Below are 21,741 nucleotides of genomic sequence, written 5' to 3'. Positions count from 1 at the left end.
ATGAAACGCGTTGCGATCACCGAACGCCCGGACTGGCGCGAAAAGGCCACCGAATTCGGCTTCCGCTTCCACACCATGTATGGCGAACCCTACTGGTGTGAGGACGCCTATTATCAATTCACGCTGGCGCAGATTGAAGAAATTGAAAACGCCACCGCCGAACTGCACCAGATGTGCCTGCAGGTGGTGGAGAAAGTGGTCGCCAGCGATGCGCTGATGGCCAAGTTCCGCATCCCGAAACACACCTGGGAGTTTGTCCGCAGTTCATGGCGTACCAGCCAGCCGTCGCTGTATTCACGTCTTGATCTGGCCTACGACGGTATCAATCCGCCCAAGCTGCTGGAGAACAACGCCGATACCCCGACCTCACTGTATGAAGCGGCCTTTTTCCAATGGCTGTGGCTGGAAGACCAGATTAACGCCGGCAAGCTCAGCCCGGAGTCCGATCAGTACAACAGTCTGCAGGAAAAACTGATCGAGCGTTTCGCCGAGCTGAAAGCACACCACGGTTTCGGTCTGCTGCACCTGGCCTGTTGCCAGGACAGCGAGGAAGATCGCGGCACCGTGCAATATCTGCAGGACTGCGCGCTGGAAGCCGGAGTCCCGACCGAATTCCTGTTTATGGAAGAGATTGGTCTGGGTGAAAAAGGCCAGTTTACCGACCTGCAGAATCAGGTCATCGGTAACCTGTTCAAGCTTTACCCGTGGGAATTCATGCTGCGCGAGATGTTTTCCACCAAGCTGGAAGATGCCGGCGTGCGCTGGCTGGAACCGGCGTGGAAAAGCATTATTTCCAACAAGGCCCTGTTGCCGATGCTGTGGGAAATGTTCCCGGATCACCCCAACCTGCTGGCGTCGTACTTTGCAGAAGACGATCATCCACAGCTCGATCACTACGTCACCAAGCCGCTGTTCTCGCGCGAAGGTGCCAATATCCAGATCGTGCAGAATGGTCAGCAGGTTGCCAGCGTCGACGGCCCTTACGGCGAAGAAGGCATGATCGTGCAGCAGTTCCACCCGCTGCCACAGTTCGAAGGCAGCTATACGTTGATCGGCAGCTGGCTGGTTGACGATCAACCCTGCGGTATCGGCCTGCGTGAAGATCGTGAGCTGATCACCCAAGATCTGTCGCGCTTCTACCCGCACATCATCCTCGGCTGACGAAAACTCGCCAGAGACCTGAAATGCAAACGCCAGTCTGAGACTGGCGTTTTTTATTTAACCGACCTGCACCGACAGCATGCTCAATGAGCTCATCTCAATGCCATCAACCGGTACGGTTATCGCTTCCTTGCCGTCCCAACTGCCAAGTACGTATAGCAGCGGCAGGTAATGCTCCGGCGTCGGGTTCGACAGCGCCGCGCCTTCATGCTGCATAAAACTCACCAGTGGGTGGTTATCGCCCTGATAATTCAGGTTATCCCGCACGAACTTGTCAAACGACGTGGCCCACGGATAAGGCGTCGCGTCACCCTGCCATTTCACCATCCGCAGGTTATGCACCACGTTACCGCTGGCCACGATCATAATTCCCCGATCGCGCAGCTCCGCCAGCTTGCGGCCCAGCTCATAATGGTATTCCGCCGGCTGAGTGCCGTCGATGCTGAGCTGCACGACCGGAATGTCCGCCTCAGGATACATTTTGATCAACACGCCCCAGGTACCGTGATCCAAACCCCATTCACTGACGTCAGCCTTGACGCGAACTGGCTCCAACACTTGCTGGATCTGCGCGGCCAGTTCAGGTGAACCAGGAGCCGGATACTGGGTATCAAACAGCGCCTGTGGGAAACCACCAAAGTCATGGATGGTTTTCGGCTTTTCCATCGCGGTAACCGCAGTACCATGAGTATACCAGTGCGCTGAAACGGCAACGATGGCCTTCGGGCGTGGCAAGGTTTCACCCAACGTACGCCATGCACGGGTGTAGCGGTTTTCTTCCAGCGCGTTCATCGGGCTACCGTGGCCGAGGAAAAGTGCTGGCATACGAGAGGTGTTCATACAGGATCCTTGGTTGGTCACAATACATTCTGTGGACCAGACTACGCCGTTTACCGGGGTAAAACAGCCGGATAACCATGATGATGATTTTCAATAAATTTGAATGGTTAAAACCAGGGATGGAGCACCGTTTTCAGCCACAAAAAAAGCCGCGTATGCGGCTTTTTTCATACTCAGAAAATCAGTGTGATATCAGCTGGCTTTCTGCTCGTGTGACTGGCGGTAGGCCACCAGATCTTCGATGGTCAGTACGTGCATGTCATGCTGTTTGGCGAACAGGATAACTTCTGCCGCATGCGCCATGCTGCCGTCATCGTTGGTCAGTTCACACAGCACGCCGGCAGGTTTGAAACCGGCCATTGATACCAGATCAATAGTCGCTTCGGTATGACCACGACGGCTCAGCACGCCACCCGGCTGCGCACGCAGCGGGAACACGTGGCCAGGGCGGTTCAGATCGCTCGGCTTGGCGTTATCGGCAATCGCTGCACGAATGGTGGTCAGGCGGTCGGACGCGGAAACACCGGTCGTCACGCCCTGCGCCGCTTCGATAGTCACGGTGAAGGCCGTCTGGAACTGGCTGGAGTTGTTGGTCACCATCATCGGCAGTTCAAGCTGCTGACGGCGCTCTTCGGTAAGACACAGGCACACAATACCGCTACCGTGGCGAATGGTCAGCGCCATCTGCTCAACGGTCATGGTTTCTGCGGCGAAGATCATATCACCTTCGTTTTCACGATTTTCATCATCGAGCACCATCACGCCGCGCCCATTGCGCAATGCTTCAAGAGCGCGTTCTACGCGTTCTACCGGCGTGCCGAAATCTGAAAGTAGGGTCTGATTCATGGTAAAAAACCTCATTAGAAAATTATGGATTACCAGAACCAGGGCGATCTTGAGGAGTAGCTAGCAATAGCTAAAAAAATAACGCAAGCGGGCGCAAACCCGGCAGATACCGTTACTCTCTCCCATCCGGACTATAACCGTCGGCCCCGGAATTACACCGGATCTGCTGACCTCTAACCAAACTGCAAAAGCTGGTTGAGCGCTCGCGGGCTTTCACCGTAGAAGGTGATTTACCGCCGGTGGGGACTTGCACCCCGCCCTGAGAATAAGCTTCTCGACTATAACGCTAATGATTAATCAGGGCAATTGGCAAAAGCATAATTCGGTCAGCCGCAGGGAATGCGGTTAAATAGTTTATCCGGCGGGCAACTCGCATTACACTAGGCGACAGCTATTAAACTCTGAAAGGGATACGCCATGATTGACCCGAAAAAAATTGAACAGATCGCACGTCAGGTGCATGAGTCCATGCCTAAAGGCGTGCGCGAATTCGGGGAAGACGTTGAGAAGAAAATCCGTCAGGTGTTGCAGTCACAGCTCACCCGTCTGGATTTGGTCAACCGCGAAGAGTTCGACGTGCAGACCCAGGTACTGCTGCGCACCCGTGAGAAACTGGCGTTGCTGGAACAGCGTATGAGCGAGCTGGAAAGCAAGCTGAACGCCACGCCTGCTGCGCAACAGCCAGACGCCGAATAAGTTACCCTTAAGGGCGCGGCAACGCGCCCTTAGTGCGGTTTGAGCACCGTCTGCGCCTTAAGCCGCAACACCAGCCAAATCAGCGCGAACATCCCCAGCGCATACAGGCTTTTCCAGCCGATAATCACCATCAACAGCACACACAGCCCTAAGCCTGTCGCCGCCATTAGCCGCGAACGTCCGTGCAATATTCGACAGCCCGCCAGCATGCACAGCAGATAGATCAGCACGAAGATGCCATTGGCATACACCAGCAGCGTATCCAGCGGTAGCTTCAGAGTATAAATCAGCAAGGTGAACAGTAAACAGCTGCCTACCACCGCGCTTAATGCATTGACCGGTGCCTGTCCGGCAGACAGCCTGGCCAGCGCGCTGGACGGACGATCCTGCGCCTGCGACCACACCAGCCGGGCGAAGCTTTGAGTATAGATATTCACGCTGGCAAAGCAGGCCAGATAGCCAATGATGCAGGCCACCCACAGCGCATGCTGACCAAACAATTGCACCACAATCCCCGGCAACGACGCAGCCGCCGCCTGATGCTCACCGTAGGCGTGGAAATGCAGCACCGCCACGGTACAGCCCCAGTACACCGTCCCGGCGACCAACATGCCAAACAGCAGCGCACGCGGAAAATCGCGTTCAGGGTTACGGAACTCGGTTGCCAGATGGGCAAATGCCTCCAGGCCCACAAAGCACCAGAACATCACTGCCAGTGCATGGAACAGATTGGGCGAGGAGATTTCGTGGATTGCCGGCCAGGGAATTTTGGACAGTGAGATGTCGCCGCGCCACCAGATAGCGGCCACCAGCGCCACCACCAGAATAGCGATTAGCGTTTGAATATTGGCGCTGGAACCTGCGCTGCGCGAGCCTAAAAACCAAATCACCACCAGCGTGGCAATTTGCACCAACAGCAGGACATTGGCGCTCCAGCCGAAAGTGGCCTGCCAAAAACCGGCGGCAATCTGCAACGCAGCGGGTAACCCAACCGGAATAACCGATAAAAACAGCCAGCCGGTGACTTTCGCCATACGCGGACCAAAGGCCAGCCCGACAAAGTGCGCTGCGCCAGCCGCGCTGGGGAAGTGGCGGCCCAAAGCCGCAAAGGCGATGGCGATCGGGAACACCAGGATAATCAGCAACGGCCAGGCCCACAGACTATCGCCTTGTGCCACCTGTGCCGCCAAAGCCGGCACGGCAAAGACGCCGGTACCCAGCAGTGAAGTGGACAATAGCCCAACGCCCTGCGCCAAACTCAGCTCTTGCTTCAGTCCACTCACTGCCCACCGCCGTTTTCAGCGAACGTTAGCCACGCCCGTCTTTGATTGCCTTGATGATGTTGGTGGTCGACAGGCCGTCTTCGAAGTTCAGCACTTTGACGTCGCCGCCATTGGCCCATACCTCAGTACTACCGGCGATATCTTCAGGCTTGTAATCGCCCCCTTTCACCAGCAGATCCGGCAGGATATCGGCGATCAGGCGTTGTGGCGTGTCTTCTTCGAACGGCACCACCCAGTCCACCGCTTCCAGCGCACCCAGTACAATCATGCGGTTTTCCAGCGCGTTGACCGGACGGGTTTCGCCTTTCAGACGTTTAGTGGAAGCATCGCTGTTCACTGCCACAATCAGGCGATCGCCCAGCTTGCGGGCATTGGCCAGATAAGAGACGTGACCGGCATGCAGAATGTCGAAAATGCCGTTGGTCATTACTACTTTTTCACCGCGCTGACGGGCTTGCGCCACGGCGGTTTTCAACTGGGCCTCGGTCATCACACCAAAGCCCGTTTCGGCCCGGCCGCGTACCGCGTTTTCCAGTTCAATGGGTGAAACGGTCGAAGTCCCCAGCTTGCCTACCACCACGCCGGCAGCGGCATTGGCCAGGAAACAGGACTCTTCCAACGTGTTGCCGGCAGCCAGTGCCGCGGCCAACACGCCGATAACAGTATCGCCGGCACCGGTTACGTCAAACACTTCCTGCGCCAAAGTGGGTAAATGCAGCGGCGCGATGCCCGGCTGCAACAGCGTCATGCCGTGCTCGGAACGGGTGACCAGCAGAGCGGAAAGCTCAAAGTCCGCCACCAGCTTCATGCCGCGTTCAACCAGTTCGGCTTCGTCTTTACAGTGGCCAACTACCGCTTCGAATTCGGACAGGTTTGGCGTCAGCAATGTCGCGCCGCGATAACGCTCGAAATCGGAACCCTTTGGATCGATCAGCACCGGTACCTTGGCGGCTCGCGCCAGTTGGATCATGCTCTGTACCTGGCTCAGCGCGCCTTTGGCGTAATCTGACAGCACAAGTGCGCCAATCTGCGGCAGCGCCTGCTGAATACGTTCCAACAGCGGCTGCGGATCGACGTTTGAAAAACCTTCTTCGAAATCGAGGCGGATCAATTGCTGGTTACGCGACAGCACGCGCAGCTTGGTGATGGTCGGATGCGTCGGCACCGAGACAAAATCACAGCGTACGTTGACTTCATTGAGCTTGGCGCTCAACGCCCGCGCGGCATCATCAATACCGGTCAGGCCCACCAGGCGTGAATTGGCGCCCAGCGAAGCAATGTTCATCGCCACGTTAGCCGCACCGCCGGGACGCTCTTCAATGGTTTCAACCTTAACCACCGGCACCGGCGCTTCCGGTGAAATACGGCTGGTCGGCCCATACCAATAGCGATCCAACATGACGTCACCCACCACCAATACCCCGGCGCGGCGAAAATCAGGCAGTGTAACTTTCATCCGATAACTCCAAAAAAGTACAAAATTTTAGTGGCGCAGATATTACCACAGACGTCTGTAATAGCTGCAAAACGTATTGCGCAATCGGCCTGCTCAGCCCAGCCACTTCGCCCAACTGGCGCGGACTTGTTCACGTTCGGCGGCGAATTGTCCGTTACCGACCTTGCCGGAATGCTCCTGCAACGCCAGATGATGGATCTCATCGCGCATGGTGACGTAAGCCTGAGTCAGTGCGCGCGCTTCCTCTTCCGGCATGATGTTGTAATTGGCCATCAGTTCGAAAATACGCACGTTATCAGACCAACGCGTCAGGCGCGGTTCGGCCGCCGCATAGCCTAAGACCAGATACTGGGCAATAAATTCGATATCGGTGATCCCACCCTCGTCGGCTTTGATATCAAACAGTTCACGCTGCTTGTTGCCAAGGTGATTGCGCATTTTCTCGCGCATCTCACGCACCTCGCGCTTCAGCGTTTCCAGATCGCGCGGTTTGCACAAGATCTCCCGGCGGATAACGTCAAACTGCTGATGCAACAGCGGATCGCCATGCACAATGCGCGCCCGTACCAGCGCCTGATGTTCCCAGGTCCAGGCTTCGCTCTGCTGATAATCGGCAAAGGCGGAGGCGGTGCTGACCAACATGCCTGCCGCCCCCGACGGCCGCAGGCGGGCGTCCACTTCATACAAAATACCGGACGAGGTACGGGTGCTGAACAGGTGCATTACCCGCTGTGCCAGACGCAGATAAAACTGACGACCGTCAATGCTGCGATCGCCGTCGGTCATCACCTCCGGCGGACAATCGAGGATAAACACCAGGTCAAGATCGGAACTGTAACCCAGTTCCCAACCACCCAGCTTGCCGTAGCCAATTACCGCAAAACCACGCCCTTCACGCTCCTGTAAATGGGTCGGCTGGCCATAGCGCGCCACCATGTCGCCCCATGCCTGCTGCACTACCACGTCGATGATCGCCTCTGCCAGATAGGTGAGGTGATCGCTGACTTTCATCACCGGCAGCGCACCAGAGATATCCCCGGCGGCAATACGCAGTTGCTGGGCCTGTTTGAACTGGCGTAGCGCTTCCAGCCTTTGTTCTTCGTCGTCCTCCGGCACCCGTAACAGGTACTGGCGCAGCTCGCTGCGGTAGGCATCCGGGGCCACCGGCTGATACAAGGTCGCCGGTTCCAGCAGTTCATCCAGCAGCAGCGGATAACGCGACAGCTGATTGGCGACCATCGGCGAAGCGGCGCACAGGCGAATCAAATGGTTAAGCGCCGCGTGGTACTCCACCAGCAGCTCAAGATAGGTGGTACGGGTCACAATGCTCAGCAGCAGTTGCGTCAAACGCAGCAGCGCGGTCGGCGCGTCCTGACGCGGACAGACTTCCGCCAGCAGGCGAGGCATCAGTTGGTCGAGCACGTCGCGGCCACGCGGGCCAATGGTACGTTTGTCGACGTCATGACGAAACTCGGCGATGGTGCGCAGCATCTGTCTGCGCGCCTCTTCGTCCAGGTGCGGCGTCAACGGGGCCAGTTCGTTCTCTTCCAGCGCGTCCTGCCACAGGCTGTGATAGTGCTGATAGTCGGGATCTTCACCGACATCCGGACTATCGTCGCCAATCAGGTCGTTAAATACCGCCCTGACCGCCTGCATATGGTCATCCAGCGCCAGCAGCAGGGCCGACCAGTCGTCGAACCCCATGCCCCAGGCCAGCCGCGCCTGGTCGAGTTCATCTTGTGGCAGCGTTTGCGTTTGTTGATCAGCAATCGCCTGCAGCAGGTTTTCCAGCCGGCGCAGGAACAGGTAGCTGGCACTCATCGCCTGTACCTGTTGCGGCTCCAGCAGCCCCAGTTCCCCCACCGCCTGTAGCGTCGGCAGCAAGGAACGCCCTTGTAACGCCGGCTCACGGCCGCCGCGGATCAGTTGGAATACCTGGGTGATAAATTCTATTTCGCGGATGCCACCGGCACCCAGTTTGATATTGTCTTTTAGCCCGCGCCTCCGTACTTCACGGGCGATCATGCCTTTCATATTGCGCAGCGACTGGATCACGCTGAAATCGATATAGCGACGGAAGACAAACGGCCGCAGGGTCTTGCGCAGCTCTTCGCTGTAGACGTCTTCCGAACCGCCCATCAGCCGCGCCTTGACCATCGCATAACGTTCCCAGTCACGGCCCTGCTCCTGATAATAATCCTCCAGCGCGGCGAAGCTCATCACCAGTGGGCCGCTGTCGCCGAACGGCCGCAGCCGCATGTCCACACGGTAGACAAAGCCGTCGATGGTTTGCTGATCCAGCGCTTTGATCAGCCGCTGCCCCAGACGGGTGAAGAACTGGGCGTTATCCAGCTCACGCCGCCCGCCCTGAGTCTGGCCGTTTTCAGGGTAGGCAAAGATCAGATCGATATCGGACGAGAAGTTCAGCTCACCGCCGCCCAATTTCCCCATACCGAGGATCAGAAGCGGCTGCGGCACGCCCTGAGCATTGCATGGGGTGCCCCATTCACGGCAGCAGGTTTGGTACAGCCAGTCGCGGGCGCTGACTATCAGCGTTTCCGCCAGCCCACTCAGCTGCAACAGCGTTTCTTGCGTGCTGCATTGGCCCAGCGCCTGCGCCCAGGCGATCCTTACCAGCGTCTCGCGGCGAAACAGGCGCAGTGCGCGCATCAGTTGCGCTTCGTCACGCACCTCTTCCAAATCATCCTGCAGCCAGGCGGCATAATGTTGCCACTCGTCCGCCACCGGCGGTTGCTTGCGCAGCGTCGCCAGCCATTCCGGCTGGTTGAGCAACATGTCGCAGACAAAGTCGCTCGACGCCAAAACCCACTGTTCCTGATCGCTGAGCGCGCTGTCCGCGCCCTGAGTTTCCTGAAAACGCTGCACGATGTTCTGTGCCTGAGTCTGTAACGCTGCTGAAAGTGGCAACATAGTGAAAGATCCGTTCTGCGGCCTGCGCCAGGCAGGCCTACTTAATTAGCGGAGGGCGCCGTTTAACCAGAATGGCGCATGCGATAAGGCCTGCTTGCGGCTGCCTTCGTACCAGCCCTGACGCCGTTCGGCCACCGCCAGTTGCAGCTCGCGCCATCCGTCAATATAGGGGCCGGTTTCGTCATCAGGGTAAGCCCCGGACAGCAGGATAAATGCCGAGAGCTGACGCGTCAGGCGCGGCAGCTGTTCCTCGTATTCGTCATCGTTCAGCGTGCGGGTGAAGGCTTCTTTCAACTCGGCGGCGCTGCGCCCCAGCATAATGTCGCTGAAACGTTTGAAGGAGCCGTCAAGCTTGGCCTGCGCCTTGGCATCGATAAAGGGTTTCCAGGCACCAGTCACCAACCACGATGTGAGCGCCAACTTACATTGCAGATATTCCGCGCTGTAGCACAACGCCTGTGGCTGAGTGGTTTTATCAACCAGCAGCGGCTCCAGTGCGGTCAACCGGGCGCGCAGATCGGCGCTGGCCTTGCGTGGTACCAGGCCGCCGAAAATCACCAGTGCCTGGCGGATCAGCGCAATCGCCTCCATCACGGAACGACGGGCCTGAGTATCGCCACGCAACCACAGTTCTTCGTGATATTGCCAATGGCTCAAACCCAGTTCAAAACTGGTGATCATCCCTTGCTCAACGGTGGATTTAGCGGCCGGTTTCAATACCGCCAATGGTTGACGCTCGCGCGGGACGTTGCCCTGCGCCAAATGATAACCTCGCGCCGCCTTGCTCAGGCTGCCCTGACGCAGGCCGCCGTGCTCCGCCAGTGCGTTGGCCAGCGCCAGCAAATCGGCGGTATTGCCTTCCTTCAATTCCAGCTCGATTTCGCAAAGTGCTTCGCTCAGTTCCCCGGCGCTCACTTCACCCTGATCAAGGCCAACCTCAATCTCGCTCTTACCGTAAGTGACCACCCACTTCTCACGCACGAAGTCGGTGCGAAACAGCGGTTGCAACGCCTGCTGCAAAGCCGGGATATCACAACCCTGCGGCCAGATATCTGCCGGGAATCGCCCCAGCGCCAGCTCTGGCGTAGCGATCGCCACATCATATTCCGGACGCTGATGCAAGCCCGCGACCACCTTACCGGCGGTTTTGATGGTCATTTCATAACTGTCGTCGAACCCGCGGATACGCAGCCCCATATCCTGCCCACGCAGGAAATTGTCGGCGGTTTCGAAATAAATATTGGTCAGTTTTTGCGGCGCAGAATGCTGATTCGGCCAGGCGGCCAGTTGCTGCGGCAAGGCGGCAACCGCATCCTGGGTGGCAATAAATTTCAGTTCGATTTCAACGGTCATAAGTCTTTTACACCAATAAGTTACGCATTCGCGTCAGCCTTCGCGGCGGCGGGCCTGGCCTGCCACGTTCTGCCCGGTGACGCACAGTTGCCGTTATCTTACCGCGATTCCCGGCGCCTTAACCCTGCTAACTGCAGAAAAAACCTGTTACGTTATAAAACACTGCGCAACTCACAGAATCTGCCACAGTAAGATAGTTCTCATTCCGGTTTTTGCGTTGCGTCGTCAGACTGAACGCTCTACTATCGTTCCCATAAATTCACACAGAAACGATGAACTAATGCAGAAACTACGCCTGATTTGCCTTGCCGTGCTGAGCTTCAGCATCACTTGGGGCGCCCATGCCGAAGATAAACGCTATATCTCCGATGAATTGAATACTTACGTCCACAGCGGCCCGGGTAATCAGTACCGTATTGTCGGCACCTTGAACGCCGGCGAAGAAGTGACCCTGTTGAGCGTAAATGACAGCACCAACTATGGCCAGATCCGCGATGCCAAGGGCCGTAATACCTGGATCCCATTGGATCAGCTGAGCCAGACACCAAGCCTGCGCACTCAGGTGCCCGCGCTGGAGCAACAGGTAAAAACCCTGACCGATAAACTGGCCAATATCGACAACAGCTGGAACCAGCGTACCGCTGAAATGCAGCAGAAAGTGGCCGGCAGCGACAGCACCATCAGCGGCCTGCAGCAGGAAAACCAGGATTTGAAAAATCAGCTGGTAGTGGCGCAGAAAAAGGTTAACGCCGTTAACCTGCAGCTCGACGACAAGCAGCGCACCATTATCCTGCAGTGGTTTATGTACGGCGGCGGCGTGGCTGGCGTAGGCCTGCTGTTGGGTCTGCTGTTGCCACACCTGATCCCGCGTCGTAAAAGCAACAACCGCTGGATGAACTGATTAAAGTATCGTTCGGTTTGAGATTGGGCGCCTGCGGGGCGCCCTTTTTATTGGTTTCGGCAGCGCGCCGCTAATTGAGGTAATCTGGTCAACAGAGCCTTGGGATAAATGCAGGAGTTAATAGTGAAGACTTACCTGGTCGGCGGTGCCGTCCGCGACAGTTTGCTTGAGATACCGGTAGTCGACCGCGACTGGGTGGTGGTCGGCGCTGCGCCCTCAGAACTGACAGCGCTGGGCTATCAACAGGTTGGTAAAGACTTCCCGGTGTTTCTCAACCCAAAGACACATGAGGAATATGCGTTGGCACGCACCGAGCGAAAATCCGGCCAGGGATATACCGGTTTTACCTGCTACGCAGCGCCGGACGTGACACTGGAAGAAGATCTGCAACGTCGTGATTTAACCATCAACGCCATTGCCCGCAGCGCCGACGGTGAGTTGATCGACCCTTTCAACGGCGTAGCCGACCTACAAGCGCGGGTGTTACGCCATGTATCTGAAGCTTTTGGTGAAGATCCGTTGCGCGTGCTGCGCGTGGCGCGCTTTGCCGCCCGCTTCGCTCATCTGGGTTTTAGCATCGCCCCGGAAACCGCCGAGTTGATGCTTCAGATGGCGAACAGCGGCGAACTGGCGGCGCTGACCCCAGAACGGGTCTGGAAAGAAACCGAGAAGGCGCTGCAGAGCCAAAGTCCGCAGGTCTATTTCCAGGTGCTGCGCGACTGCGAGGCGCTCAGTGTGCTGTTCCCGGAGATCGATGCTTTATTCGGCGTACCGGCCCCCGCCAAATGGCACCCGGAGATCGATACCGGCATTCACACGCTGATGACGCTGGCTATCGCCGCCCAACTCAGCCCCGAGGTCGACGTACGCTTTTCGGCGCTGTGCCATGATTTGGGTAAAGGGCAGACGCCAAAAGAGTTCTGGCCACATCACCACGGCCATGGGCCTGCGGGCGTTCTGCTGGTCGAAGCACTGTGCCAGCGGCTGCGAGTCCCCAATCCGGTACGCGATCTGGCCAAGCTGGTCGCCGAATATCACGACCTGATCCATACGGTCAACAAGCTGCGCCCTGGGACCCTGCTGAAACTGTTTGATGCGGTCGATGTTTGGCGCAAACCACAGCGACTGGAACAGATGATCCTTACCAGCGAAGCCGACGCCCGTGGCCGTACCGGTTTTGAAAACAACCCTTATCCGCAGGGTGACTACCTGCGCCAGGCGTTTCAGGTGGCGAATGCGGTATCGGTCAAAGAGGTGGTGGCCAGCGGCCTGCAAGGGCTGGCGATCCGCGATGAGCTCAAACGCCGTCGTCAACAGGCGTTGGCCGACTGGAAACAAACCCAGGATATTCTGAAAGACCAGGCATAAAAAAACCCCGCAGCGCGGGGTTTAGGTTGCTGACAAAGCAGGAAAAAGCGTGGTTTTTCCTGCTTTGTGGTGAGCAGCCGAAAATCAATAAATTGATTTTCCTGATTTTTATTTATCGGCCTCTACTCGCTCTGGGCAGGAATGAGGTTTGTCATCAGTCTGAACCCCGCAGCGCGGGGTTTTTTATTGGCATGTCGCTTACATGAAGACCATGTAAACCACGGCGGCAACGATAAAACGATAGATGGCGAACGGCACAAACGAGATGCGCTTGATCACCGTCAGGAAGGTTTTTATCGCGATAAGCGCTACGACGAAGGCAGTGACAAAACCGACCGCAAACATCGGTAAATCACCCATCGTCAGGAAGTGCAGACTCTTGTACAAATCCAGCGCACTGGCACCAATCATCATCGGTACCGCCAGAATGAAAGAGAACTCTGCCGCCGCGTAACGATTCACGCCCACCAGCATACCGCCGGCAATGGTGGAACCTGAGCGGGAGAAGCCCGGCCACAGCGCCAGACACTGGAAGCAACCAATCATAAACGCCTGGCGGTAGGTGATGTCATCGAGCCCTTCTGCACTCGGTTTTTTCGGCTTCAGCCATTCCGCCGCCAGCAACAGGAAACCGCCGACCACCAACGCATACATCACGTTTTTCGGTGCGAACAACGATTTGATGAAATCATGGAACAACAGCCCAAGCACTACTGCGGGGATCATCGCCAGCAGAATATGGCCCAGTTTCAAATGACCCGACGTTTTGCCTTCATGCTCAACCGGCTTACCGCCGAAATGAATGCCGATCAGCCCGAACAGACGGCGCCAGAACATCACCACCACCGCCAGAATCGACCCCAGCTGGATGATCACCTCAAAAGTTTTGGCCTTTTCGCCAGTGAAGCCCAGCCACTCGCCGACAATAATCATGTGCCCGGTTGAAGACACCGGTAAAAATTCAGTTAACCCTTCGACCACCCCAAGAACAAACGCAATAAACAGTGAATGCATGTCCGCCATGTGCTTCGATCACCCCATAAATTTACGGCTATAAACATAAAAAAGCGGCAGTGTTCAATACATTGCCGCTAAAACAATTCTCAGGTTCAGACCAGGTTAACGGTCTTAAGTTGCACAGATATGACAGAACCTCACACAGGCCGGGAGCCACGTTCAATGATCACCCCAACCCGGCTGGCATGTGCAACAGCGCCCGGTTTGCTGACCTTAATACGGACCCATGGGGAATTGAAGCGCTGGAGTAATATTTCAGATATTTCCTCAGCAACCCGTTCCACCAACGCAAAGCAATTGGGCTCCACGTGCTGGATGATGGCTTCACTGATATCGGCGTAGCTAAGGCAGTCATTCACATCGTCACTGGCGGCCGCCTGGCGGTTGTCCCAGCCCATTTCGATATCGAACACCAGCTTCTGGCGAATGTTTTGTTCCCAGTCATAAACGCCAATGGTAGTAATTACGGTAAGCTCTTCTATAAATACGATATCCATCACGTCATTCTCTGTTTTTGGCCTTGCCGGATACCACTTCCAGCGGAATATGAGTATTATCCATATATGTTGCGAGTAAAACGACCCTTATTAAACGGAACCGCGTTATGAGTGCTACCGCGCTTGGCATGATTATCTTCGCGTATCTGTGTGGCTCAGTTTCCAGTGCGATCCTGGTTTGCCGGATCGCCAGGCTGCCCGATCCGCGTGAAAATGGCTCAGGGAATCCAGGAGCGACCAACGTCCTGCGTATCGGCGGGCGCGTAGCTGCGGCGGCGGTGCTGGTCTTCGATATTCTCAAAGGGATGTTGCCGGTCTGGCTGGCATACAAACTTGATGTCCCGCCGCTGTATCTGGGCCTGACGGCGATCGCCGCCTGTCTGGGACATATTTACCCGGTGTTCTTCCACTTCCGTGGCGGCAAGGGCGTGGCAACCGCGTTTGGTGCCATAGCGCCGATCGGCTGGGATCTTACCGGCCTGATGACTGGTACCTGGCTGCTGACCGTTCTACTCAGCGGTTATTCTTCGCTGGGTGCGATTATCAGCGCGCTGATTGCTCCGTTCTATGTCTGGTGGTTCAAACCGCAATTCACCTTCCCGGTAGCGATGCTGTCGTGTTTGATTCTGATGCGGCACCACGACAATATTCAACGCCTGTGGCGTGGCCAGGAAGGGAAAATCTGGGGTGTCTTCCGCAAGAAGAAAACCGACGCGGCAGAACAGGAAGAGAAGAAAGAAGAGTAATTAAAAAGGCCGGAGATCTCCGGCCTTTCGACTATTTATACTGCAGGCAATTCAGCCAGTGGCCAACGCGGTCGCACCGAAACGCTCAGTTCCGGATTGGCACCGCTCTGCAACCGCACCAGACCCGCATAAGCAATCATGGCCCCGTTATCCGTGCAAAATTCCGGGCGGGCATAAAACACCTCACCGCCGCGTTTGTGCAGCATTTCCGCCATTTTAGTGCGTAGCGTGCGGTTGGCACTGACGCCGCCGGCCATAACCAGTCGTTTGAAACCGGTTTGTTCCAGCGCACGTTTGCATTTGATCGCCAACGTATCTACCACCGCATCTTCAAACGCCCGGGCAATGTCCGCACGAGTTTGATCGTCATTACCGTTGGAACGGATGGTGTTGGCGGCAAAGGTCTTCAAGCCGGAGAAGCTGAAATCCAGCCCCGGCCGATCGGTCATTGGCCGTGGGAAGGTGAAACGGCCTGCGGTACCCTGCTGCGCCATTTTCGACAGCATTGGTCCGCCGGGATAGTCCAGCCCCAACAGCTTGGCCGTTTTGTCGAAGGCTTCACCCGCCGCATCGTCGACCGATTCGCCCAGCAGTTCGTATTGACCAATGCCGGTCACGCTTATCAACTGGGTATGGCCGCCGGAAACCAGCAGCGCGACAAACGGGAACGCCGGTGGATTGTCTTCCAGCATTGGTGCCAGCAGGTGGCCTTCCATGTGATGTACCGGTACTGCCGGTACGCCCCAGGCAAACGCCAGCGCACGACCAATGGTCGCGCCAACCAGCAGTGCACCCACCAGGCCTGGCCCGGCGGTGTAGGCAACGCCGTCGATATCTGCCGCGGTCAGGTTCGCTTCCTTCAATGCCGCCTGAATCAAGGGCACGGTTTTGCGCACGTGATCGCGGGAGGCCAGCTCCGGCACCACGCCGCCGTAGTCGGCATGCAGTTTCACCTGACTGTACAATTGGTTGGCTAATAAACCGGCCTGATCGTCATACACTGCAATTCCGGTTTCATCGCAGGAGGTTTCTATGCCCAGTACTCGCATTACATTTCCCATCATTCACGTGCGGCCGCCAGTTTAGCACAATCGAGCCTGTTTACCGCCAGCGTGGCGCACGCTTCTCACCATTATTGGGCTATGTTGATGATTACAGCCACAAATGCCGATTTGATTAAAAACGAGCATTTTTTTCTGATTAGTCTATAATCAGCGCCCGATGCAAAATTGCGCATGTTTTACCAGGGTGGCCGCAGGTTTCAATTTGCTGTGGTGCTTTACAAAGCAGCATCCGTTGAAGTAAAATTCCGCACCATTTTGAAATTGCTGGCGCTTGGCCAGCAGCAAACCGAATTTTATTGAGGTGAGAGGCACATGCCTGTAATTAAAGTACGTGAAAACGAGCCATTTGACGTTGCTCTGCGTCGTTTCAAACGCTCTTGCGAGAAAGCAGGCGTTCTGGCTGAAGTTCGTCGTCGTGAGTTCTATGAAAAACCGACTACCGAACGTAAGCGCGCTAAAGCTTCTGCTGTGAAACGTCACGCGAAGAAACTGGCTCGCGAAAACGCACGCCGCACTCGTCTGTATTAATTCTTCGGGGGCAACCCCGCCGCGTGAATTTCTGATTTTAAAAGTCGCGCAGACCGAGTAGTTGCATACGAAGGCCGTGCTTTCCGAAAGGAATGCGCGGCTTGTTCTCGTTTATAGGCTAGTAAAGTAAGGGCTTATGGCTGGACGAATTCCGCGTGTATTTATCAATGACTTGCTGGCTCGCACCGACATCGTCGATCTGATCGATGCCCGGGTAAAGCTCAAGAAGCAAGGCAAGAACTATCACGCGTGCTGTCCGTTCCACCACGAAAAAACGCCTTCATTTACGGTTAATGGCGAAAAGCAGTTTTACCACTGCTTTGGTTGTGGTGCGCACGGTAACGCCGTCGACTTTCTGATGAATTACGACCGACTTGAGTTTGTCGAAACCATCGAAGAGCTGGCAACCATGCACGGACTGGAAGTGCCTTACGAGGCAGGTTCCGGACCGACCCAGATCGAACGTCACCAGCGCCAAAGCTTGTATCAACTGATGGAACAGCTCAGTTCGTTCTATCAACAGTCACTGCATCAACCTTCCGGTGCGCCGGCGCGTAATTATCTGCAACAGCGCGGGTTGAGTGACGATGTTATCCGCCATTTTGCCATCGGCTTTGCACCTGCCGGTTGGGATAATGCCTTAAAGCGTTTTGGTCGCGACGCCGACAGCCGCAGTGCATTGAACGATGCCGGCATGCTGGTGACTAACGATCAAGGACGCTCGTACGATCGTTTCCGTGAACGCGTAATGTTCCCTATTCGCGACAAACGTGGGCGAGTGATCGCCTTTGGCGGGCGCGTATTGGGTGACGGCATGCCGAAATACCTGAACTCGCCGGAAACCGAAGTATTCCACAAGGGTCGTCAACTGTACGGCCTGTATGAAGCGCAGCAGAACCACCCTACCCCGCAGCGTTTGCTGGTAGTGGAAGGTTATATGGACGTGGTGGCGTTGGCGCAATACGGCATTGATTATGCCGTCGCCTCGCTCGGAACCTCAACGACGGCGGAACATATTCAGCTGCTGTTCCGCGCCACCGACAACGTGGTCTGTTGCTATGACGGTGACCGGGCCGGTCGTGAAGCGGCCTGGCGCGCACTGGAAACCGCGCTGCCCTATCTAAATGACGGGCGTCAGCTGCGGTTTATGTTTTTGCCTGATGGCGAAGATCCGGACACATTGGTACGCAAAGAAGGCAAAGAGGCCTTCGAACAACGGATGGAGCTGGCGCAGCCGCTTTCCACTTTCCTGTTCGAAACCTTGATGCCACAGGTTGATCTGAGCAGTCCGGACGGCCGCGCCAAACTGAGCACGCTGGCACTGCCGCTGATTACTCAGGTACCGGGCGAAACGTTGCGCTTGTACCTGCGTCAACAGCTCGGCAGCAAGCTTGGCCTGCTCGATGACAGCCAGCTAGACAAGCTGATGCCCAAACAGGCTGAAAATGCGAATACCTATCAGGCGCCCCAGCTAAAACGCACAACCATGCGTATACTAATAGGGTTACTGGTACAAAATCCGCAGTTGGCTACACTTATCCCTTCACTCGAGGGATTGGAGCAGACCAAACAGGCCGGTTTACCGCTGTTTGTCGAGTTGGTGCAGACCTGTTTAGCTCAGCCAGGCCTGACTACCGGCCAGTTGTTGGAGCAGTATCGCGACAACAAATTGAGCCAGCAACTTGAAACCTTGGCGACATGGAACCATATGATCGTTGAGGAAAGGGTCGAACAGACCTTTTTGGACACCTTGGCCAGCCTATATGACTCGGTACTGGAGCAACGGTTGGAGACATTGATCGCGCAGGCCAGAACACATGGCCTCAGCCCGGAAGAACGCGAAGAAGTCCGTTCTCTTAACCAAGTGCTAGCGAAGAAAAACTGAATACCTAAACGGCTTAAGTGCCGATAAATGCGAGGGCAGAGCCCTGCAATATGCCGCCACAGTGGGCCGCGGCAACAACAAAAACGCCCCAAATGCTATTGTTGGCAGTTTCGCCGACCGACACCAACCCCAATACTCTGAAGTGTGGATACCGTCTTATGGAGCAAAACCCGCAGTCACAGCTAAAGCTACTTGTCACCCGTGGTAAGGAGCAAGGCTATCTGACCTATGCTGAGGTCAATGACCATCTGCCGGAAGATATCGTCGACTCCGACCAGATCGAAGACATCATCCAGATGATTAACGACATGGGCATCCAGGTGCTGGAAGAAGCACCGGACGCCGATGACCTGATGCTGGCCGAGAACACCACCGACACCGATGATGATGCGGCTGAAGCGGCTGCTCAAGTGTTGTCCAGCGTTGAGTCTGAAATTGGCCGTACCACCGACCCGGTGCGCATGTACATGCGTGAAATGGGGACCGTTGAACTGCTGACGCGCGAAGGCGAAATCGACATCGCCAAACGCATTGAAGACGGCATCAACCAGGTTCAGTGCTCAGTTGCCGAGTACCCGGAAGCCATTACCTATTTGCTGGAGCAGTACGATCGCGTCGAAGCAGGCGAAGCTCGCCTGTCCGATCTGATCACCGGCTTCGTCGATCCTAATGCGGAAGAAGACATCGCACCTACCGCAACGCACGTCGGTTCTGAGCTGTCGACCGAAGAGCAGAAAGATGACGAAGAAGAAGACGACGAAGACGAAGAAGAAGATGACAACAGCATCGATCCAGAGCTGGCTCGTCAGAAATTCGCCGATCTGCGCGATCAGTATGAAGCGACTCGTGTCGTCATCAAAAAGAACGGCCGCAGCCACGCCAGCGCAGCAGAAGAAATTCTGAAGCTGTCTGAAGTGTTCAAGCAGTTCCGCCTGGTGCCAAAACAGTTCGACTTCTTGGTCAACAGCATGCGCATCATGATGGATCGCGTTCGTACTCAAGAACGTATCATCATGAAGCTGTGCGTTGAACAGTGCAAAATGCCGAAGAAAAACTTCGTTACTCTGTTCTCCAGCAACGAAACCAGCGATACCTGGTTCGCAGCAGCGCTGGCAATGGCCAAGCCATGGTCAGAAAAGCTGAAAGACGTCGCGGATGACGTGCAGCGCAGCCTGCAGAAACTGCGTCAGATCGAAGAAGAGACCGGCCTGACCATCGAGCAGGTTAAGGACATCAACCGTCGCATGTCTATCGGTGAAGCGAAAGCCCGCCGTGCGAAGAAAGAGATGGTTGAAGCCAACTTACGTCTGGTTATTTCTATCGCCAAGAAATACACCAACCGCGGTCTGCAGTTCCTGGATTTGATCCAGGAAGGCAACATCGGCTTGATGAAAGCGGTAGACAAGTTTGAATACCGTCGTGGTTATAAGTTCTCGACTTACGCCACCTGGTGGATCCGTCAGGCTATCACCCGCTCTATCGCCGACCAGGCGCGTACCATCCGTATTCCGGTGCATATGATTGAGACCATCAACAAACTCAACCGTATTTCGCGCCAGATGCTGCAAGAGATGGGCCGCGAACCGACGCCGGAAGAGCTGGCTGAACGCATGCTGATGCCGGAAGACAAAATCCGCAAAGTGCTGAAGATCGCCAAAGAGCCGATCTCCATGGAGACGCCGATCGGTGATGATGAAGATTCACATCTGGGCGATTTCATCGAGGATACCACCCTCGAGCTGCCGCTGGATTCTGCTACCTCAGAGAGCCTGCGCTCTGCTACGCACGACGTCCTGGCTGGCCTGACCGCACGTGAAGCGAAAGTACTGCGTATGCGTTTCGGTATCGATATGAACACCGACCACACGCTGGAAGAAGTGGGCAAACAGTTCGACGTTACCCGTGAGCGTATTCGTCAGATCGAAGCCAAAGCGCTGCGTAAACTGCGTCACCCAAGCCGTTCCGAAGTGCTGCGTAGCTTCCTGGACGACTAAGGTTTAGCTGCTCGCAAAAAACCCCGGCAAGCCGGGGTTTTTTATTGCCTAAAATCCATCGGGCTTATTTCAATGCCAGGAACAGCTCGCGATAGCTCTCCGTAAGCTGCTCCAGCGTGGCACGGTTCAATCCGCTGGGGTTCGGCAGTACCCAAACCTCAGTTTTACCGATCGTCATCTCCTGATGTCCCCAGGACGCATTACGTACCCCGAAGGCACTGCTGAACGCCTGCTTGCCCAAAATCGCCAGCGCACGCGGCTGGTAGCGCAGGATTTTTTCCTTTAATGCCTCACCGCCGCTGAGCAGCTCGTCACGCGTCACCTCACTGGCCGCCACCGTGGGCCGCGCCACCAACGCAGTGATACCACAACCGGTATCCTGTAACTGTTGCCATTGCTCTGGCGCTAATTGAGTGTCAGTAAAACCCGCCTGATGCACCACCTTCCAGAAGCGGTTACTGCCGTTAGCAAAGGGGTAGCCTTGGTGGGCCGAGGACAGGCCCGGGTTGATGCCACAAAACACAACCCGCAGGTTGGATGCCAGGAGTTCCATAGGGTTCGAGAGTCCATTAAAGGGATTTACAGCGGTTATCGCAAAATCCGCCAGCAATTACAACAGGCTAGAACTGCGCAGAAAAGCAACATACAGATGGTTAACAGTAGACCTGCGCCGGAGGATTACCGTATAATCTCGCCGCTTGGCCCCTTAGCTCAGTTGGTTAGAGCACGCGACTCATAATCGCTTGGTCACTGGTTCAAGTCCAGTAGGGGCCACCAAACAAAACAAGGGCTTATGATGAAACCGTAAGCCCTTTGTTATTTTGGGGATATGCCGGGGATATTTCACATAGGTAACCATGGTGCTTTTTGGTTGTGTTATGCCCACTCGTCACATCATGCGCCAAATATGGTTAACCGCTGCTCCCACTTGCCTCGCTCCACCCGTGATAATGCGGTTGTGTGTCGGTGGTGGTAGGACGCAAACGGAATGATGATAAGTCACCAGTCAATACAAATCCCCCTTGCTTCTGAGAGTCCTGATACTGTCCCCCACTTCCACCCATGTCGTAAATCGTTAGCGAACAGCTCAACAAGACGTGAAACAAGCATTGATTGAAAGTTACAAAAAAGGCCCCACAAGGAATAATGCTTGTCAGTTAGCGTTTTTCTGAAGA

At 55.8% G+C, this 21,741-nt stretch carries 18 protein-coding genes, 1 tRNA gene and 1 riboswitch; of the genes, 9 read left to right on the top strand and 10 right to left on the bottom strand.

The window, feature by feature from the left end; genetic code table 11:
• On the top strand, positions 1-1,161 hold the full coding sequence (locus ACUTQ5_RS18915) for a glutathionylspermidine synthase family protein (RefSeq protein WP_445652485.1): 1,161 nt from the start codon (positions 1-3) through the stop codon (positions 1,159-1,161).
• A 57-nt stretch (positions 1,162-1,218) separates the two neighbouring features.
• On the opposite strand, the gene ygiD is transcribed toward ACUTQ5_RS18915, so the two are convergent.
• Together ygiD and ribB are read right to left on the bottom strand one after the other, a co-directional pair.
• Positions 1,219-2,001: a 4,5-DOPA-extradiol-dioxygenase gene (gene ygiD / locus ACUTQ5_RS18910; RefSeq protein ID WP_445652484.1), complete on the bottom strand. Its 783-nt coding sequence runs from the start codon at positions 1,999-2,001 to the stop codon at positions 1,219-1,221.
• Positions 2,002-2,193: 192 nt separating this feature from the next.
• The gene (gene ribB / locus ACUTQ5_RS18905) at positions 2,194-2,847 is read right to left on the bottom strand and encodes a 3,4-dihydroxy-2-butanone-4-phosphate synthase (RefSeq protein ID WP_261111950.1); all 654 of its coding nucleotides are present in this window, start codon (positions 2,845-2,847) and stop codon (positions 2,194-2,196) included.
• Between the two features lie 110 nt (positions 2,848-2,957).
• Positions 2,958-3,118: riboswitch (FMN riboswitch) on the bottom strand.
• A 146-nt stretch (positions 3,119-3,264) separates the two neighbouring features.
• On the opposite strand from ribB, the gene ubiK reads away from it, so the two are divergent.
• The gene (gene ubiK / locus ACUTQ5_RS18900) at positions 3,265-3,543 is read left to right on the top strand and encodes a ubiquinone biosynthesis accessory factor UbiK (protein ID WP_012146986.1); all 279 of its coding nucleotides are present in this window, start codon (positions 3,265-3,267) and stop codon (positions 3,541-3,543) included.
• 29 nt (positions 3,544-3,572) lie between these two features.
• On the opposite strand, the gene yjeH is transcribed toward ubiK, so the two are convergent.
• From yjeH to ACUTQ5_RS18880, 4 genes are all read right to left on the bottom strand, one after another.
• Positions 3,573-4,826: an L-methionine/branched-chain amino acid transporter gene (gene yjeH, locus ACUTQ5_RS18895; protein WP_445652483.1), complete on the bottom strand. Its 1,254-nt coding sequence runs from the start codon at positions 4,824-4,826 to the stop codon at positions 3,573-3,575.
• A gap of 25 nt (positions 4,827-4,851) precedes the next feature.
• Positions 4,852-6,282, bottom strand: a complete 1,431-nt coding sequence (gene hldE, locus ACUTQ5_RS18890) for a bifunctional D-glycero-beta-D-manno-heptose-7-phosphate kinase/D-glycero-beta-D-manno-heptose 1-phosphate adenylyltransferase HldE (protein ID WP_012146988.1) — start codon at positions 6,280-6,282, stop codon at positions 4,852-4,854.
• A gap of 93 nt (positions 6,283-6,375) precedes the next feature.
• Positions 6,376-9,213 carry a bifunctional [glutamate--ammonia ligase]-adenylyl-L-tyrosine phosphorylase/[glutamate--ammonia-ligase] adenylyltransferase gene (gene glnE / locus ACUTQ5_RS18885; protein ID WP_445652482.1) on the bottom strand — a complete coding sequence of 946 codons (2,838 nt, stop codon included), beginning with the start codon at positions 9,211-9,213 and terminating at the stop codon, positions 6,376-6,378.
• A gap of 45 nt (positions 9,214-9,258) precedes the next feature.
• Complete coding sequence (locus ACUTQ5_RS18880; RefSeq protein ID WP_445652481.1) at positions 9,259-10,566, bottom strand: CYTH domain-containing protein; 1,308 nt, start codon at positions 10,564-10,566, stop codon at positions 9,259-9,261.
• A 280-nt stretch (positions 10,567-10,846) separates the two neighbouring features.
• Between ACUTQ5_RS18880 and ACUTQ5_RS18875 the strand changes: the two genes are divergently transcribed.
• Positions 10,847-11,467, top strand: coding sequence for a TIGR04211 family SH3 domain-containing protein (locus ACUTQ5_RS18875; protein WP_012146991.1), 621 nt, complete (start codon positions 10,847-10,849; stop codon positions 11,465-11,467).
• 123 nt (positions 11,468-11,590) lie between these two features.
• The gene (locus tag ACUTQ5_RS18870; RefSeq protein ID WP_445652480.1) at positions 11,591-12,835 is read left to right on the top strand and encodes a multifunctional CCA addition/repair protein; all 1,245 of its coding nucleotides are present in this window, start codon (positions 11,591-11,593) and stop codon (positions 12,833-12,835) included.
• Between the two features lie 198 nt (positions 12,836-13,033).
• Here ACUTQ5_RS18870 and bacA read toward each other — a convergent pair whose 3' ends face one another.
• On the bottom strand, positions 13,034-13,858 hold the full coding sequence (bacA, locus tag ACUTQ5_RS18865) for an undecaprenyl-diphosphate phosphatase (protein WP_445652479.1): 825 nt from the start codon (positions 13,856-13,858) through the stop codon (positions 13,034-13,036).
• Positions 13,859-13,989: 131 nt separating this feature from the next.
• Positions 13,990-14,349, bottom strand: coding sequence for a bifunctional dihydroneopterin aldolase/7,8-dihydroneopterin epimerase (folB, locus tag ACUTQ5_RS18860; RefSeq protein WP_445652478.1), 360 nt, complete (start codon positions 14,347-14,349; stop codon positions 13,990-13,992).
• A gap of 107 nt (positions 14,350-14,456) precedes the next feature.
• On the opposite strand from folB, the gene plsY reads away from it, so the two are divergent.
• Positions 14,457-15,095 carry a glycerol-3-phosphate 1-O-acyltransferase PlsY gene (gene plsY, locus ACUTQ5_RS18855; protein WP_153858922.1) on the top strand — a complete coding sequence of 213 codons (639 nt, stop codon included), beginning with the start codon at positions 14,457-14,459 and terminating at the stop codon, positions 15,093-15,095.
• A 35-nt stretch (positions 15,096-15,130) separates the two neighbouring features.
• On the opposite strand, the gene tsaD is transcribed toward plsY, so the two are convergent.
• Positions 15,131-16,144, bottom strand: coding sequence for a tRNA (adenosine(37)-N6)-threonylcarbamoyltransferase complex transferase subunit TsaD (gene tsaD / locus ACUTQ5_RS18850; protein ID WP_135318122.1), 1,014 nt, complete (start codon positions 16,142-16,144; stop codon positions 15,131-15,133).
• Positions 16,145-16,471: 327 nt separating this feature from the next.
• Between tsaD and rpsU the strand changes: the two genes are divergently transcribed.
• From rpsU to rpoD, 3 genes are all read left to right on the top strand, one after another.
• Positions 16,472-16,687, top strand: coding sequence for a 30S ribosomal protein S21 (rpsU, locus tag ACUTQ5_RS18845; RefSeq protein ID WP_001144069.1), 216 nt, complete (start codon positions 16,472-16,474; stop codon positions 16,685-16,687).
• A gap of 136 nt (positions 16,688-16,823) precedes the next feature.
• Entirely contained in the window at positions 16,824-18,572 is a 1,749-nt protein-coding gene (gene dnaG, locus ACUTQ5_RS18840) for a DNA primase (protein WP_012146996.1), read from the top strand.
• Positions 18,573-18,730: 158 nt separating this feature from the next.
• Positions 18,731-20,566 (top strand): RNA polymerase sigma factor RpoD, encoded by a 1,836-nt coding sequence (gene rpoD / locus ACUTQ5_RS18835; protein ID WP_017894063.1) that lies wholly within the window; start codon positions 18,731-18,733, stop codon positions 20,564-20,566.
• Positions 20,567-20,630: 64 nt separating this feature from the next.
• Here rpoD and mug read toward each other — a convergent pair whose 3' ends face one another.
• Entirely contained in the window at positions 20,631-21,119 is a 489-nt protein-coding gene (mug, locus tag ACUTQ5_RS18830; protein ID WP_445652477.1) for a G/U mismatch-specific DNA glycosylase, read from the bottom strand.
• Positions 21,120-21,266: 147 nt separating this feature from the next.
• Here mug and ACUTQ5_RS18825 point away from each other — a divergent pair.
• A tRNA-Ile gene (locus ACUTQ5_RS18825) sits at positions 21,267-21,343 on the top strand.
• Positions 21,344-21,741: the final 398 nt, after the last annotated feature.

Source organism: Serratia sp. NA_112.1 (assembly GCF_052691715.1).
Note: the sequence above shows the minus strand (reverse complement) of the source record. Positions and strands in the feature narration are given on the sequence as shown.